Source organism: Streptomyces sp. NPDC005791 (assembly GCF_042871485.1).
In the GTDB taxonomy this organism is placed as follows: Bacteria; Actinomycetota; Actinomycetes; order Streptomycetales; family Streptomycetaceae; genus Streptomyces.
Window position 1 is genome coordinate 82,809 of the sequence record NZ_JBIAIP010000001.1, and the last position, 13,476, is coordinate 96,284.

The 13,476-nt window shown below is 69.4% G+C and carries 17 protein-coding genes; 8 read left to right on the forward strand and 9 right to left on the reverse strand.

The features are described 5' to 3' along the window. The first annotated feature begins 29 nt into the window (after window positions 1-29). Both mshA and ACFYSH_RS00470 read left to right on the forward strand, forming a co-directional pair. Window positions 30-1,379 carry a D-inositol-3-phosphate glycosyltransferase gene (gene mshA / locus ACFYSH_RS00465; RefSeq protein ID WP_388749956.1) on the forward strand — a complete coding sequence of 450 codons (1,350 nt, stop codon included), beginning with the start codon at window positions 30-32 and terminating at the stop codon, window positions 1,377-1,379. 49 nt (window positions 1,380-1,428) lie between these two features. Continuing rightward, a complete protein-coding gene (locus tag ACFYSH_RS00470; protein WP_359467593.1) occupies window positions 1,429-1,935 on the forward strand; it encodes a YbjN domain-containing protein in 507 nt (168 codons plus the stop codon). A gap of 3 nt (window positions 1,936-1,938) precedes the next feature. On the opposite strand, the gene ACFYSH_RS00475 is transcribed toward ACFYSH_RS00470, so the two are convergent. Then, window positions 1,939-2,913 (reverse strand): aminoglycoside phosphotransferase family protein, encoded by a 975-nt coding sequence (locus ACFYSH_RS00475; RefSeq protein WP_359467596.1) that lies wholly within the window; start codon window positions 2,911-2,913, stop codon window positions 1,939-1,941. A 247-nt stretch (window positions 2,914-3,160) separates the two neighbouring features. On the opposite strand from ACFYSH_RS00475, the gene ACFYSH_RS00480 reads away from it, so the two are divergent. Further along, window positions 3,161-3,940 (forward strand): hypothetical protein, encoded by a 780-nt coding sequence (locus tag ACFYSH_RS00480; protein WP_388749960.1) that lies wholly within the window; start codon window positions 3,161-3,163, stop codon window positions 3,938-3,940. A gap of 21 nt (window positions 3,941-3,961) precedes the next feature. On the opposite strand, the gene ACFYSH_RS00485 is transcribed toward ACFYSH_RS00480, so the two are convergent. The 3 genes from ACFYSH_RS00485 to ACFYSH_RS00495 form a co-directional block, all read right to left on the reverse strand. Then, window positions 3,962-4,204: a hypothetical protein gene (locus tag ACFYSH_RS00485; RefSeq protein WP_359467602.1), complete on the reverse strand. Its 243-nt coding sequence runs from the start codon at window positions 4,202-4,204 to the stop codon at window positions 3,962-3,964. Continuing rightward, a complete protein-coding gene (locus ACFYSH_RS00490; protein ID WP_359467605.1) occupies window positions 4,201-4,449 on the reverse strand; it encodes a hypothetical protein in 249 nt (82 codons plus the stop codon). Before ACFYSH_RS00490 ends, ACFYSH_RS00485 begins: the two co-directional genes overlap by 4 nt. A 119-nt stretch (window positions 4,450-4,568) precedes the next feature. Continuing rightward, window positions 4,569-4,997, reverse strand: coding sequence for a VOC family protein (locus ACFYSH_RS00495; RefSeq protein WP_359467608.1), 429 nt, complete (start codon window positions 4,995-4,997; stop codon window positions 4,569-4,571). 674 nt (window positions 4,998-5,671) lie between these two features. On the opposite strand from ACFYSH_RS00495, the gene ACFYSH_RS00500 reads away from it, so the two are divergent. Both ACFYSH_RS00500 and ACFYSH_RS00505 read left to right on the forward strand, forming a co-directional pair. Then, window positions 5,672-5,953 carry a hypothetical protein gene (locus ACFYSH_RS00500; RefSeq protein WP_388749964.1) on the forward strand — a complete coding sequence of 94 codons (282 nt, stop codon included), beginning with the start codon at window positions 5,672-5,674 and terminating at the stop codon, window positions 5,951-5,953. Window positions 5,954-5,988: 35 nt separating this feature from the next. Next, window positions 5,989-6,216, forward strand: a complete 228-nt coding sequence (locus tag ACFYSH_RS00505; protein WP_359467613.1) for a hypothetical protein — start codon at window positions 5,989-5,991, stop codon at window positions 6,214-6,216. A 73-nt stretch (window positions 6,217-6,289) separates the two neighbouring features. Here the strand turns inward: ACFYSH_RS00505 and ACFYSH_RS00510 are convergent, their stop codons facing one another. Together ACFYSH_RS00510 and ACFYSH_RS00515 are read right to left on the reverse strand one after the other, a co-directional pair. Beyond that, the gene (locus tag ACFYSH_RS00510; RefSeq protein WP_388749967.1) at window positions 6,290-6,697 is read right to left on the reverse strand and encodes a hypothetical protein; all 408 of its coding nucleotides are present in this window, start codon (window positions 6,695-6,697) and stop codon (window positions 6,290-6,292) included. A 485-nt stretch (window positions 6,698-7,182) separates the two neighbouring features. After that, the gene (locus ACFYSH_RS00515; RefSeq protein ID WP_359467619.1) at window positions 7,183-7,944 is read right to left on the reverse strand and encodes a phosphoglyceromutase; all 762 of its coding nucleotides are present in this window, start codon (window positions 7,942-7,944) and stop codon (window positions 7,183-7,185) included. A gap of 205 nt (window positions 7,945-8,149) precedes the next feature. Between ACFYSH_RS00515 and ACFYSH_RS00520 the strand changes: the two genes are divergently transcribed. After that, complete coding sequence (locus tag ACFYSH_RS00520) at window positions 8,150-9,442, forward strand: MDR family MFS transporter (RefSeq protein WP_388749970.1); 1,293 nt, start codon at window positions 8,150-8,152, stop codon at window positions 9,440-9,442. Between the two features lie 107 nt (window positions 9,443-9,549). Here the strand turns inward: ACFYSH_RS00520 and ACFYSH_RS00525 are convergent, their stop codons facing one another. Then, complete coding sequence (locus ACFYSH_RS00525; RefSeq protein ID WP_359467625.1) at window positions 9,550-9,690, reverse strand: hypothetical protein; 141 nt, start codon at window positions 9,688-9,690, stop codon at window positions 9,550-9,552. Window positions 9,691-9,821: 131 nt separating this feature from the next. Then, complete coding sequence (gene phoU, locus ACFYSH_RS00530; protein WP_359467628.1) at window positions 9,822-10,499, reverse strand: phosphate signaling complex protein PhoU; 678 nt, start codon at window positions 10,497-10,499, stop codon at window positions 9,822-9,824. A 195-nt stretch (window positions 10,500-10,694) separates the two neighbouring features. On the opposite strand from phoU, the gene ACFYSH_RS00535 reads away from it, so the two are divergent. Then, window positions 10,695-11,963, forward strand: a complete 1,269-nt coding sequence (locus tag ACFYSH_RS00535) for an ATP-binding protein (protein WP_359467631.1) — start codon at window positions 10,695-10,697, stop codon at window positions 11,961-11,963. Next, entirely contained in the window at window positions 11,960-12,640 is a 681-nt protein-coding gene (locus tag ACFYSH_RS00540; RefSeq protein ID WP_359467634.1) for a response regulator transcription factor, read from the forward strand. The genes ACFYSH_RS00535 and ACFYSH_RS00540 overlap by 4 nt, the downstream gene beginning before the upstream one ends. A gap of 72 nt (window positions 12,641-12,712) precedes the next feature. On the opposite strand, the gene ACFYSH_RS00545 is transcribed toward ACFYSH_RS00540, so the two are convergent. Then, window positions 12,713-13,384, reverse strand: a complete 672-nt coding sequence (locus tag ACFYSH_RS00545; RefSeq protein ID WP_359467636.1) for a DUF461 domain-containing protein — start codon at window positions 13,382-13,384, stop codon at window positions 12,713-12,715. Window positions 13,385-13,476: the final 92 nt, after the last annotated feature.

The following is a 13,476-nucleotide window of genomic DNA, read 5'->3' on the forward strand; positions in this document are numbered from 1 at the left end:
TCATGCCCTGAGCGAGGAGGAGCGGACCCGTGAGTCAGTACGTCTCCCGGCTCGGCAGCAGCCGTGCGGCACCCCGTATCCGCTTCCCGGGCGGTTTCGCCGGAAACCGTAAGCCCCGCCGGGTCGCGATGCTCTCGGTGCACACCTCTCCGCTGCACCAGCCCGGCACCGGCGACGCGGGCGGCATGAACGTCTACATCGTGGAGCTGGCCAAGCGCCTCGCCGCGATCGGCATCGAGGTCGAGATCTTCACCCGGGCCACCACCGGCGGACTGCCCCCGGTGGTGGATCTGGCGCCGGGTGTCCTGGTGCGTCACGTCGACGCCGGCCCGTACGAGGGCCTCGCGAAGGAGGAGCTGCCCGCCCAGCTCTGTGCCTTCACCCATGGTGTGATGCAGGCCTGGGCAGGCCAGCGCCCCGGGTACTACGACCTGGTGCACTCCCACTACTGGCTCTCCGGCCAGGTCGGCTGGCTCGCCGCCCAGCGCTGGGGCGTCCCCCTCGTCCACGCCATGCACACCATGGCGAAGGTCAAGAACGCCGCACTCGCCGAGGGCGACGCCCCCGAGCCCGCGGCCCGCGTCATCGGCGAGACCCAGATCGTGAACGCCTCCGACCGGCTCATCGCGAACACCGCCGGGGAGGCCGACGAGCTCATCCGCTTCTACGACGCGGACCCGGCGTCGGTCGCCGTCGTGCACCCCGGGGTCAATCTGGAGCGGTTCCGCCCCGCCGACGGCCGGGCCGCCGCACGCGCGCGCCTCGGCCTTCCCCCGGACGCCCTGATCCCGCTGTTCGCCGGCCGTATCCAGCCGCTCAAGGCCCCGGACGTACTGCTGCGAGCCGTCGCCGTCCTCCTGGACCGGGACCCCTCGCTGCGCTCCCGCATCGTCGTACCCGTCGTCGGAGGCCCCAGCGGCAGCGGGCTCGCCAAGCCGGAGGGCCTGCAGAAGCTGGCCGCGCGCCTGGGCATCTCCGACGTCGTACGGTTCCACCCGCCGGTCGGCCAGGACCAGCTGGCCGACTGGTTCCGGGCGGCGTCCGTGCTGGTCATGCCCTCGTACAGCGAGTCCTTCGGGCTCGTCGCCATAGAGGCCCAGGCGGCCGGCACCCCCGTGGTCGCGGCGGCGGTGGGCGGTCTTCCGGTCGCCGTACGGGACGGCGTCAGCGGCTTCCTGATCCCGGGGCACGACCCGGAGGCGTACGCCCAGGCGCTGGGCCGGTTCGCGGACAGCGCGGAGCTGGTCGGCCGGATGGGTGAGGCGGCGGCCGCGCACGCCCAGTCGTTCGGCTGGGACACGGCGGCGTCGGCCACCGCCGATGTCTACACGGCCGCGATGCACGACCACCGGCGCCACGCCCGCTCGCGCCTCGGCTGAGGGACGGTGCCCGGCTGAGCGCCTGGGCACGCTGTCGTACGCTCGCACCATGGCTGACGTATCCGACGAGGCAGCAGCGGCGCAGGTCGTCGAGACGACGCTGAACGACGCGGAGCTCGAATGGGAGAGCCCCGCGCCCGGCACCTACGTCGTCAAGCTGCCCGGCACACGCAAGCTGTCCACGACCTGCTCCCTGATCGTCGGCCGGCACTCGCTCTCCCTCAACGCCTTCGTCATCCGCCACCCGGACGAGAACGACGCGGCCGTGCACCGCTGGCTCCTGGAGCACAACCTCCGCCTTTTCGGCGTCGCTTACGCCATCGACCAGCTCGGCGACATCTACCTCGTCGGCAGGCTCCCGCTCTCCGTGATCACACCCGAGGAGCTCGACCGGCTGCTGGGCGCGGTGCTGGAGGCGGCGGACGGCGCGTTCAACCCGCTTCTCGAGCTGGGCTTCGCGAGCGCGATCCGCAAGGAGTACGCCTGGAGGATGGAGCGCGGCGAGTCGACCCGCAATCTGGACGCCTTCACCCACCTCACGCAGCGCCCCTCCTGAGTCCTACGTGAGCCTCTCCAGCGCCGCGACCAGCCGCGGCGCCACCTCCCGCCACGTCCAGGCCACCGCCTCGGGACCGGCGTTCCGGGGCACCGTCTCGGTGAGCATGATCAGGTAGAGGTAGCTGCGGCAGAGGTCGATCCGGCGCCGTACCGACGGGGTGAACGCGAGCGGGGCGCCCGTGGTGGCCGCGTATCCGGCGAGGAAGTCCAGGTCCGTCTCCGGATCGCCGAACAGGGACGTGGAGACGAGATCGGCGACCGGATCCCCCCAGAACATCCGCTCCCCGTCAATGATCCCGCCGATGCGCCGGGCCCCGGGCTCCCCGGTCACCAGGACATTTCCCTGCCACAGATCGAAGTGGACCAGGGCGGGCCGGGTCACCTCGTCGAGCACGTCCGACGCGCCCGCCAGCACCTCACGGATCCGCTCGACCGGGAGCGGGAGCCTCGCCCCGTACCTCTCGGAGTCCCCGAGCACGGCGTCGGTCATCAGGGTGAACGCCTCGCGCCAGGTGGGGGAGAGCGGCCCCAGGGACTCGGCCGGATAGCCGAATCCGGAGGAGCCCGTGACGCCGTGCAGCCGGCCGACGACTCCACCGAACTCCGCCCGCAGTGAGCGGGTCTCACCGGCCGTCAGGTCACCGGCGACAGCGTTCCACGGACGCCCCGGGCACGCGGTCATGACGAGGTACGCCCCGGCCGCAGCGCCGGGGTCGAGCTCGCTGTGCACGACCTGCGGGATCAAGGGGCCGCCTGCGGCGGCGGCCCCGTAGAAGGTGACCTCGTTGAGGAGCAGGCCCTGTTCGTGACTCAGCCCGGGGGTGTGCGCCGGGGGGATCTTCACCACCCAGTCCCGGCCGTCCGCGAAGGTCACCCGGGTGACGGTGTTGTACGTGCCCCCGGCGAGCACCTCGACGGACGCGGGCCCATGGGCTCCGACGGCTTGCAGTACGGCTGCTGTCGCGTCGACGGACACGGGCGGGCCCTCCCTGGTCAGTGGCGAGTCGGATCACACCGGGGCTCCGCAGGCACCCAGGAAGCCCACAGGGGATTCACAGGGTGATCACAACGGCGTCACGATCACATCCCGTGACCGTTCGGGGCGATCATCGGACAGGTGTCCGATCGTAAAGTGTGTCGCATTGCGACAGCTCCGCGCGTCGGCCTCGAAATCGGCGGCGGGACGGGGTTGTTGCTCCTTCAGACGGAGAGATGAACGAACCATGCGCGCCACCGCCGTACGCCGTACCGCCCTCGTCGCCGCCGCGGCGTCCCTGACCCTGCTCGCCACCGCCTGCAGCGGCTCGGATTCCGACGCCAAGGGTGACGGCGACGCATCGGGCAGCAAGGACACCGCCTCCACCCAGCCCGCGGCCGCCAAGGCGCTGACCTCGGCCGAGCTGGAGAAGGTGTTGCTGGAGCAGGGCGACGTCACCGGCCACAAGATCAACAAGACCGGTCCCGAGGACATCCCCCCGCCCGGGAGCGTCAGCGTCGACAAGAAGGAGTGCGAGCCCTTCGGCTTCGCCTTCTACGGCGTGAAGCGGGGGACCCCGGTGGGGAACGCCGGGCGCCAGGTCGTCGAGGTGCCCACGAAGGACGAGTCGGCCACCCCCGAGGACGCGCTCGCCGGCGCGCTCGACATGACCTCGACTCTGGTCACCCTGGCCTCGTACGAGGCCGACGGCGCGGCGAAGAGCCTGGCCGAGCTCCGCGAATCCGCCGCGAAGTGCTCGGCCGGCGGGTTCACCCTGAGCCAGGAGGGCACCGATATGAAGGTCACCAAGCTGACCGAGGAGAAGGTGACAGGCGGCGAGGAGACCCTCGCCTGGCGGGTGCAGACCGGCGAGGGCGATGAGGCGGTCCCCTTCAAGCTGGTGAGCACGCGTCAGGGCAGCACGGTCGCCACGTTCTTCTCCCTCAACTTCGCGAAGACGGGAGCGGAGGCCGACTTCGACCTGCCGACCGCGGTGATCGACGCGCAGGTCAAGAAGCTCGGCTGACCACCCCGCCACCTCTCCGGGTCACGGCAGCGGTACGAGCCTGACCACGGTGACCGTCAGCACGGACCCGGAGACGTAGTAGAGGACGATGGCGCCGGACACCGTCGCCTCGCGCCGGTCACGTTCGAGCTTCACGGCGGTCGAGGCATGTCCGTACGGATCCCGGCCCAGGGTGCGCGCCATCTCGTCCCGGAACGAGTCGCTGTCGCGCATCTTGGCCAGGGTGTCATCGGCGGGCGGTGCGTAGGAGATGCGGAAGCTCAAGCGACGTTCCGCCTCTCGGCCTCGTCCTGCGCCAGCCGGTCCAGGATCTGTTCGGCCTCGGGGTCGGGAACGGACTCGAGCATCCAGTGCCGCATGACGGCCTGGATCTCGTGCACCCCGGCCTCGTTGATCGCGTGGTCGAACTCCTCGCGTCTCTCCTCGGGCAGTGCGGCACGGATCGCCGGGATGCTGTTGGGCACCTCGACCTCGGTGCCGCCGACGAAGGTCCTCAGAGACTCGCCCATGTTCGCTCTCCCCGATCCCCTTGCTCTCCGCGCTCCCGCCCGCCCGCACCGACGGGGGGTGTGTACCTGGGTAACGGGCGGGTGTGGGGCTCAGGTTAGCGGGTGCCGGAGGGGCGAGCTCAGGTGACCGGCTGCCCGATGCCCAGCAGATTCCCCTCGCTGTCGCGGAACCAGGCTCCGCGTTCGCCCCTGGCGCCCTTGCTCGGGTAGTTGCCCTCGATCTCGGCGATGCCGTCCTGGGTCCGGAAGCCCGGCAGGTCGACCACCTCGAACACGACGCCGCGCCGCCGGAGTTCCGACACGACCCCTTCGACGTCATCGACCTGCCATCCCATCTGGGTGAAGGTGCCGGGCGAGGCGCCGGCCGACCGGAACAGGGCGAACTCCGCGTTGCCGCTCCGGTAGAGCAGCCCGCCCGGCCGTTCGTCGACGGGCTCCAGACCGAGCTTCTCGGAGTAGAAGCGCCGTGCCCGCTCCAGGTCCTGGACCGGCAGCCTGGTCGCGGCACCGCGCGCCCCGGCCAGGGTGGTCCCGCTGTCTGCGTCCATGCCTCCATCGTGCCGTGAGGAGCGGCCGGTCGGCATCCGGTGGGAGCATCCGAGGACCGGTGCCGGTTCCGGCGCGCCGGCAACGACTGGTCCGACACCGACAACTCGGCGCCGCTGTACCCCAGGAGAGGACGATGTCCCGATCAGTAGGCCCGTACACGGCTGACCCGTGCCCTCGGTGCTCAACCGAAGCGGTCCGCTCGGGCTTCCCGACGACCGAGGGGGGACGCGCTGTGGTCGGCTACCTCTGCGATCACTGCGCGCATCCGTGGACGCGGCCGGTCGAAGACGACCTGGAGGTCTACGACACCGTCAGGGTGGTCAGCGGCAGCTCTGGGCGGAACGCCGGCGCGTGATCCTCTACTGACCGGCAACGCGCCATGAGCCTGGCGCCCACCATGCTTCCGGTGGCCGCCGGCGGGGGCGCACCCCACCCACGCACAGGCACCGGCTGGAAACCTTCGCAGAAAAAACCAGGGGATCATTCTCGACCCCGTTCGGCGGATCGAGGCCACGCGTAACGCGCTCCCCACTCGGTCGGCTGCACCAATTTGCTGGGCGATTGCGTCCCGCCTACGGTGCAGATCGAGCCCACCATTCACTCGTGGTGCGGCAGTCCGACTCGACTCCTCACCCGTCGGCCGCCATTCCGATGTCGGCAGAATGGAAGCGACATGACAGCTTTTCGGGTCTACAGGTTCGACTACATCGCCCCGAACGCAAGCGCCTCGGTGTATCTGCACCCGTACGGCGATCGCGAGGCGGTGGCGCAGAGCGCGGTCGTCTATGCAGGCTCCGGTGCGGGCGTCCCCAACCCGAAGGGCGATGCGACGCTGACCGTGGGCCGGGCCACACGTCATGTCGACGGCACCATCGCACGGACGTTTCACGTGCAGAATCACGCACCTTTCAACTCGTGCACGGTCGACGTGCTGGAGATCGCCGAGACTTTCTGACCGCCTGAACACGACCGAGGAGGAGAGTGACGACTATGGCAAACGTCAAGGTGACGGTCTGGCACGATGTGGCGGGTGAGATCGTCGCCATCGGGAGAGCCATGGGGGAAAGAAAGGGAATTGCGGTAGGTGGCGACGGCTTGAACGTCCTCGACGTCGAGGTTGCCGAAGAGGACATCACCTCGTTGCCGCGGACGCATCTCGTGGATTCGAGTCGCAAGGAGATCGTCGAGCGTTCTTCCTACGCTTCGACCACGGAGTGAAAGCGCTTCAAGCATCGCTTGTCGCTCGATCCCGGCCCGGTGGGCGCCCTGAGTATCCATCGGCCCGGCGGGGTCAACAGCGCCCTTGAAGCGCTTTGTAGGTGCTGTACGCCTCGATGAACCCCTGAATCGTCTGCAGGTCGTCCGCGAAGGATGTGGATCGCCACTTCTCCTTCCGGCCGTCGCGGTAGTCGAGGTCCATCCATACGTCAAGATCCGCGAGCATGCTTCCGGAGGACGTCCTCGCGGTCGCCTTCAGTTCTGCTCCAGCCAGATCGAAGAACGTGACGATGCGCAGCGGTTTGCCTTCGTCCTTGTACTCGATGACCTCGTCAGAGGTGATGACCAGCAGCGGATCCGGATCATTCGATGTTCCGTGCAGGAAGCCGGATACTCTGCCCCGCTTCTTGGTGAAGACCCGCCAATGCTCCGGTACGGAACCTTGGCTTGCCTGCGTCAGGACCGTTCGAGGATTCGTCATGCCACCTCCCGCACGTGCCCTCCCTGGCGGGCGCACGGCATCGGATGCGGCATCTCGTCGCGTTGTCGGAAGCGCCCGCTACTTCCAGTATGCGGATGTTCCTCCGCCTTGCCACGGTCGCCTATGGTCATACCAGGTTACTGGCGAGCATGATCGGTCGCTGATTTCGGTACCTCGTTCGGCGCAGGGAGCTTACGCCGGCACCATCACGGTGATCACTGGCTCGGCCGCATTGAGGGTCACGCGTCGGCAGGGATGCTAAGCCACATCGATGCCGTACTCCTGGACCAGTTCCTCCAAGCCGCCTCGGTAACCCTTGCCTCCGGTGACGAACTCCCAGTCGCCGTTTGCGCGGCGACGAAAGGACCCCAGTACGAGCGCGGTCAGCCTCGCTCATAGCCGAACACGGCCCCCAGGCGGCCAAGGCCGCAAAAAGCCCCCCACCACGCGGCGAACCCGCAGGTGGGGGGCTTCTCCAGCTCTGCTTACTTCTTCTTGCCCTGGTTCTTCACGGCCTCGATCGCGGCCTTCGCCGCGTCCGGGTCGAGGTACGTGCCGCCCGGGTTCAGCGGGCGGAAGTCGGCGTCCAGCTCGTAGGAGAGCGGGATGCCGGTCGGGATGTTGAGGCCCGCGATGTCGGCGTCGGAGATGCCGTCGAGGTGCTTCACCAGGGCGCGCAGGCTGTTGCCGTGGGCGGCGACCAGGACCGTGCGGCCGGTCAGCAGGTCCGGGACGATGCCGTCGTACCAGTACGGCATCATGCGGACGACGACGTCCTTGAGGCACTCCGTGCGCGGACGCAGCTCCGGCGGGATCGTCGCGTAACGCGGGTCGGCGCTCTGCGAGAACTCGGTGCCGTCCTCGAGCGCGGGCGGCGGGGTGTCGTACGAACGGCGCCAGAGCATGAACTGCTCCTCGCCGAACTCGGCGAGGGTCTGGGCCTTGTCCTTGCCCTGGAGGGCGCCGTAGTGGCGCTCGTTCAGCCGCCAGGAGCGGTGCACGGGGATCCAGTGGCGGTCAGCGGCTTCCAGCCCGAGCTGGGCGGTGCGGATCGCGCGCTTCTGGAGCGAGGTGTGTACGACGTCGGGGAGCAGGCCGGCGTCCTTGAGCAGCTCACCGCCGCGGACCGCCTCCTTCTCGCCCTTGTCGGTGAGGTCTACGTCCACCCAGCCGGTGAACAGGTTCTTCGCGTTCCATTCGCTCTCGCCGTGGCGGAGGAGGATCAGCTTGTACGGTGCGTCGGCCATGGGTCCGAGCGTAATGGAAGCCGAGCGGCCTTCGCGCGGCCGGCCAAGGGGCGGACCCGGGGCGGGCGCCGGGCCCGGCGATTGACGGGTGGCGTCAATTGAGTGGCCGCCGGGGAATCCCCCTTCGTAATGTTCGGACAGCTGCCGGGCCGCTTACACAGGTCCGCGCCCGATCCTTACGCGTACGTCCCCGGGGGGAAGTCCTATGTCTGTCGCCGGTCTCAGAAGGGCGGCACACGAGACGGTCGCCGGCCTCCCCAGTCAGTTCTGGTGGCTGTGGACCAGCACGCTGGTCAACCGCCTGGGGGCGTTCGTCGCCACGTTCATGGCGCTCTATCTGACCCTGGACCGGGGCTACTCGGCCTCGTACGCCGGTCTCGTCGCCTCCCTGCACGGGCTCGGCGGGGTCGTGTCGTCGCTGGGTGCCGGAGTGATGACGGACCGTCTGGGGCGCCGGCCGACCATGCTGATCGCGCAGCTCTCCACCGCCGTGTCCGTGGCCGTGCTGGGTTTCATGGTGCACCCGGTGGCGATCGCGGGCGTGGCCTTCGTCGTGGGGATGGCCAGCAACGCGTCCCGGCCCGCCGTGCAGGCGATGATGGCCGACATCGTGCGGCCCGAGGACCGGGTGCGGGCCTTCTCGCTCAACTACTGGGCCATCAACCTGGGATTCGCCGTCTCGTCGGCCGGGGCGGGCTTCATCGCCGAGTACAGCTATCTGGCCGGTTTCCTGGGCGAGGCCGCTCTGACCCTCGTCTGCGCCGTCGTGGTCTTCCTCAAGGTGCCGGAGTCCCGGCCGAAGGAGGAGTCCCGGGTCGCCGGGGCGCCCGTGCCGGACGACGTGCGGCTCAGCACCGTTCTCCGCGACGGGCGCTTCATGGGCGTCGTCGGACTGTCGTTCCTCGTCGCGCTGATCTTCCAGCAGGGGTACGTGGGCCTGCCGGTGGCCATGGGTACGGACGGGCTGTCCAGCTCCGACTTCGGCACGGCCATCGCGGTCAACGGCGTGCTGATCGTGGTCCTGCAGATCCCCGTCACCAGGTTCATCCAGCATCGCGACCCGCGTCGGCTGCTGATCCTCTCGTCCGTGATCGCGGGCTACGGCTTCGGTCTGACCGCCTTCGCGGGATCGGTCGGGGTGTACGCGTTGACGGTGTGCGTCTGGACCCTGGCCGAGATCGTCAACGCGCCCACGCAGACGGGCATCGTCGTGCAGTTGTCCCCGGATCACGGTCGCGGCCGCTACCAGGGGATGTACACGATGTCCTGGTCGGTGGCGGCGCTCGTCGCCCCGCTGATGTCAGGTTTCGTGATCGACCACTACGGCGCTGCCTGGCTGTGGGGGACCTGCGCGGTGCTGGGCACGGTGGCCGCGTTCGGCTACTGGCTGCTGATGCGCGAGCTGGACCTCCCGGACCCGACGGCCACCGCGGCGGCAGCGTCGTCCCCCGCCCCCACCACGTCCGCCGGGCGGGCCGAGGCCGAACCAGCGGTCTGAGGGCAGTGCGGCCATACGTCTGGGGGCACGCCGCAGAGGCGTTCCGCGACGGACAGGCGTCCGCCGCGGAACGCACCCGGTGGGCATCCGGCCTTGCGCGGCCCTACTCAGCCACCGCACTGGCACGGCGCGCCGGACTGGCAGCCGCACCCGCAGCCCGAGCCGCAGCCGCAGGCCCCCAGCAGGGGCAGTCGCACCACTTCGGGCGGCGTCTCCTGCTGGGGTTCGGTCACGGGGGAATCGGCCATGGTCCCTCCTCAGGGCATAGGACAGGGCATAGGACAGGGTCGCCCCCCATTGCATGCCCAGGCCCGAGGGCGCATCAACGGCGCACGCGTGCCGGAACAGAAGTACGGCCGCCGTCTCCCCTCGCGCCCCTTTACGCCCCTTCCACCGTCGTCGCCGCCTGGATCTCGTCCGCGTGCTCACCCGTGACCAGGTAGACGACACGCTTGGCGACCGAGACGGCGTGATCGGCGAAGCGCTCGTAGTAGCGGCCGAGCAGCGTCACGTCGACGGCCGTCTCGATGCCGTGCTTCCAGCGGTCGTCCATGAGGTGCTGGAACAGCGTGCGGTGCAGCAGGTCCATCTCGTCGTCGTCCTGCTCCAGCTGGAGCGCGAGGTCGACGTCCTTCGTGATGATCACCTCGGCTGCCTTCGCCATGAGCCGCTGGGCGAGCTGCCCCATCTCCAGGATGGTGGCGTGCAGGTCGTGCGGCACCGCCGACTGCGGGAAGCGCAGCCGCGCCAGCTTGGCGACGTGCTGGGCGAGGTCGCCCGAGCGCTCAAGGTCGGCGCTCATCCGCAGCGAGGTGACCACGATCCGCAGATCGGTGGCGACCGGCTGCTGACGTGCCAGCAGTGCGATGGCGCGGGCCTCCAGGTCGTGCTGGAGGTCGTCGACCTTCTGGTCCGCGGCGATCACGCTCTCGGCGAGCTTGAGATCGGCGTCCAGCATGGACGTGGTCGCCCGTCCGATCGCCGAGCCGACGAGCCGGGCCATCTCGACCAGGCCTTCGCCGATCGAATCGAGTTCTTCGTGATAAGCGTCGCGCATGGAAGTCCCTCTCCAGATCCTGAGGCCGGGGTCTTGGGGCCGACCCCCACGCTGCCACGGTGCGGGGCCAACGCGTCGGGTTCCGGCCGCATAAGTGAACCGTCACTATCCCCTCGGTGAACTCTGGGCGACGAGTGTTCGAGATGGCACCCGGATGGCTGGGAGAGAGCCGACGCACCCGCATAACCTTGAGGCATGGACGTGAACGCGGCGGTCGCCGCAGCTGCTGCGATCGCCGGGCTGTGTACCGGTGTGATCGCCATGCTGGCGTTCCGCTGGAGCGAGCGCGAGCAGAGACGACCCACGCGTACGTCCCTGCGCCCTGACGGCAACGCCGCGCTGCCCCCGGGAGTGGACACGGTCCTCTCCGTGCTCAGCTCGTCAGCCGTCGTGCTCGACGAGAGCGACAGCGTCGTCAAGGCCAGCTCCGCCGCGTATGCGCTGGGTCTGGTCAGGGGCGGGCGCCTGTCGGTCGAATCGATGCTCCACATGGCCAGGGACACCCGGCGGGACGGGGAGATACGGCAGGTGGAGCTGGACCTGCCCCGTCGCGGTACGGGCCGGGGTGAGGCGCTCGCCGTCTCGGCCAGGGTCGCCCCGCTGGGCTCACGCCTGGTCCTGCTGCTGGTCGAGGACCTCACGGAGGCCCGGCGCATAGAAGCGGTGCGACGCGACTTCGTCGCGAACGTCAGTCACGAGCTCAAGACCCCCACAGGCGCGCTGTCGCTGCTCTCCGAGGCCGTCATGGACGCCTCCGACGACCCGGAGGCGGTGCGGCGGTTCGCCGGTCGCATGGAGATCGAGGCGACCCGGCTGACCAACCTCGTGCAGGAGCTCATCGACCTCTCCCGGGTGCAGAACGACGACCCGCTCGAGGACGCCGAGCCCGTACGGGTGGAGGAGCTGGTCGTCGAGGCCATCGACCGGTGCCGCCAGCAGGCCGGCTCGAAGCAGATCACCATGGCCTCGGGCGGCACCGCGGACCTGTTCGTCTGGGGGAACCGGAGCCAGCTCGCGGCAGCCCTCGGCAATCTCGTGGAGAATGCCGTCAACTACAGCCCCGCCCGCACCCGCGTCGGTATCGCCGCACGGAAGTTGCCCGCGGCCGGCGGGGATCTGATCGAGATAGCCGTGACCGACCAGGGGATCGGCATCTCCGAGAAGGACCGCGAGCGCGTCTTCGAGCGGTTCTACCGCGTCGACCCGGCCCGCTCACGGGCCACCGGTGGCACCGGTCTCGGCCTCGCCATCGTCAAGCACGTGGCCGCCTCGCACGGCGGGGAGGTCACCGTATGGAGTTCCGAAGGACAGGGCTCCACGTTCACCCTGCGACTGCCCGAGTCGGGCGTCGTACGGGGCCGTACCACCGGCGGACCTTCCCTCGTCAACGGTGCTGTTGACGACGACGGGCCGTACGAGACCGATTCTTATGAACCATTTCCTGCCCCGGAGGCTCTTCCGTGACCCGAGTGCTTGTCGTCGAGGATGAGGAATCCTTCAGCGACGTCCTGTCCTACATGCTCCGCAAGGAAGGCTTCGAGGTGGCCATCGCGGCCACCGGCCCGGAGGGCCTCGACGAGTTCGAGCGCAACGGCGCCGACCTCGTGCTGCTCGACCTGATGCTGCCGGGCCTGCCCGGTACGGAGGTATGCCGGCAGCTGCGTGTCCGGTCCAACGTCCCGGTGATCATGGTCACCGCCAAGGACAGCGAGATCGACAAGGTCGTGGGCCTGGAAATAGGAGCCGACGACTATGTGACCAAGCCCTTCTCCTCGCGGGAGCTGGTGGCCCGCATCCGCGCCGTCCTGCGGCGCCGTGGAGAGCCGGAGGAGGTCACCCCGGCGGCGCTGGAGGCCGGCCCGGTCCGGATGGATGTGGACCGTCACGTCGTCACGGTCTCCGGCGGCAAGGTCGACCTCCCGCTGAAGGAGTTCGACCTGCTCGAGATGCTCCTGCGCAACGCGGGGCGCGTGCTGACGCGCATGCAGCTGATCGACCGGGTCTGGGGTGCGGACTACGTGGGCGACACGAAGACCCTCGACGTCCACGTCAAGCGGCTCCGCGCCAAGATCGAGCCCGATCCCGGGGCGCCGCGTTACCTCGTGACGGTGCGGGGCCTGGGTTACAAGTTCGAGCCGTAAACCGAGCTGTTGTAGCGAGGGCCGCGTGCTACGTGGGGGTGTCTCCGGCCGGAGACACCCCCACGCGCGCGATCAGTGAGTGGCGGCTGCGTCGTCCGCCGGGGCGGCCGAGTCGTCCGGCGTACCCGAGGCGTTCTCGGACTGCTCGCCCGGCGTCTCGGACTGCTCACCGGCTCCAGGCGTCTCGGACGCGGAGTCCGAGGGGGTGGCCTTGGGCTTCGCCGACGGCAGTACGCTCGGGCCGAAGTCCTCGAAGAAGCCGGTCGCCGGGACGATGGTGGCGCCCAGCTCGACCTCGCCCGTCTTGCTGAAGGTGAAGGCGACGGTCTGCACGTTGCCGCTGGTGCCGGCCTCACGGCCGTTCTCGATCACGGCCGAGGCGTTGTTCTGCCCGCCGATGACGACCCGTCCGCCGGCCGGGACCACGAGCGGTCCCTTGCCCTCGGCGGGCTGCAGCTTCACCGTGGCACCGGTGCCCGGCAGGGTGATCTTCTCCACGACCTCCCGCTCGGTGCCTTCGTTGAACAGGGTGGCGGCGATGACCGCCGGCCCTTCGGCGTCCGGCTCGGGCTGGGTGATGATGTTCAGGTTCTGGATCTTGAGGGAGTCGACAGCGGTGGCTGCGTTGTCCGGCCGGACCTGAAGCGTCTGCGCGTTGTTGCCGGCACCGCACGCGGACAGCGCGCCGATCGAGAACACGAGGGCAGTGGCGGCGAGGGCGCCGTGTCGAAGGCTGCGGCTCACGGCGGCGGCAACTCCTTGAACGTTCGGACTGCGGACTTCGGACTCTGCCGACAGGGAGGCGCGAGCGGCCGTGAAGCCGCCCTAAGTATGTG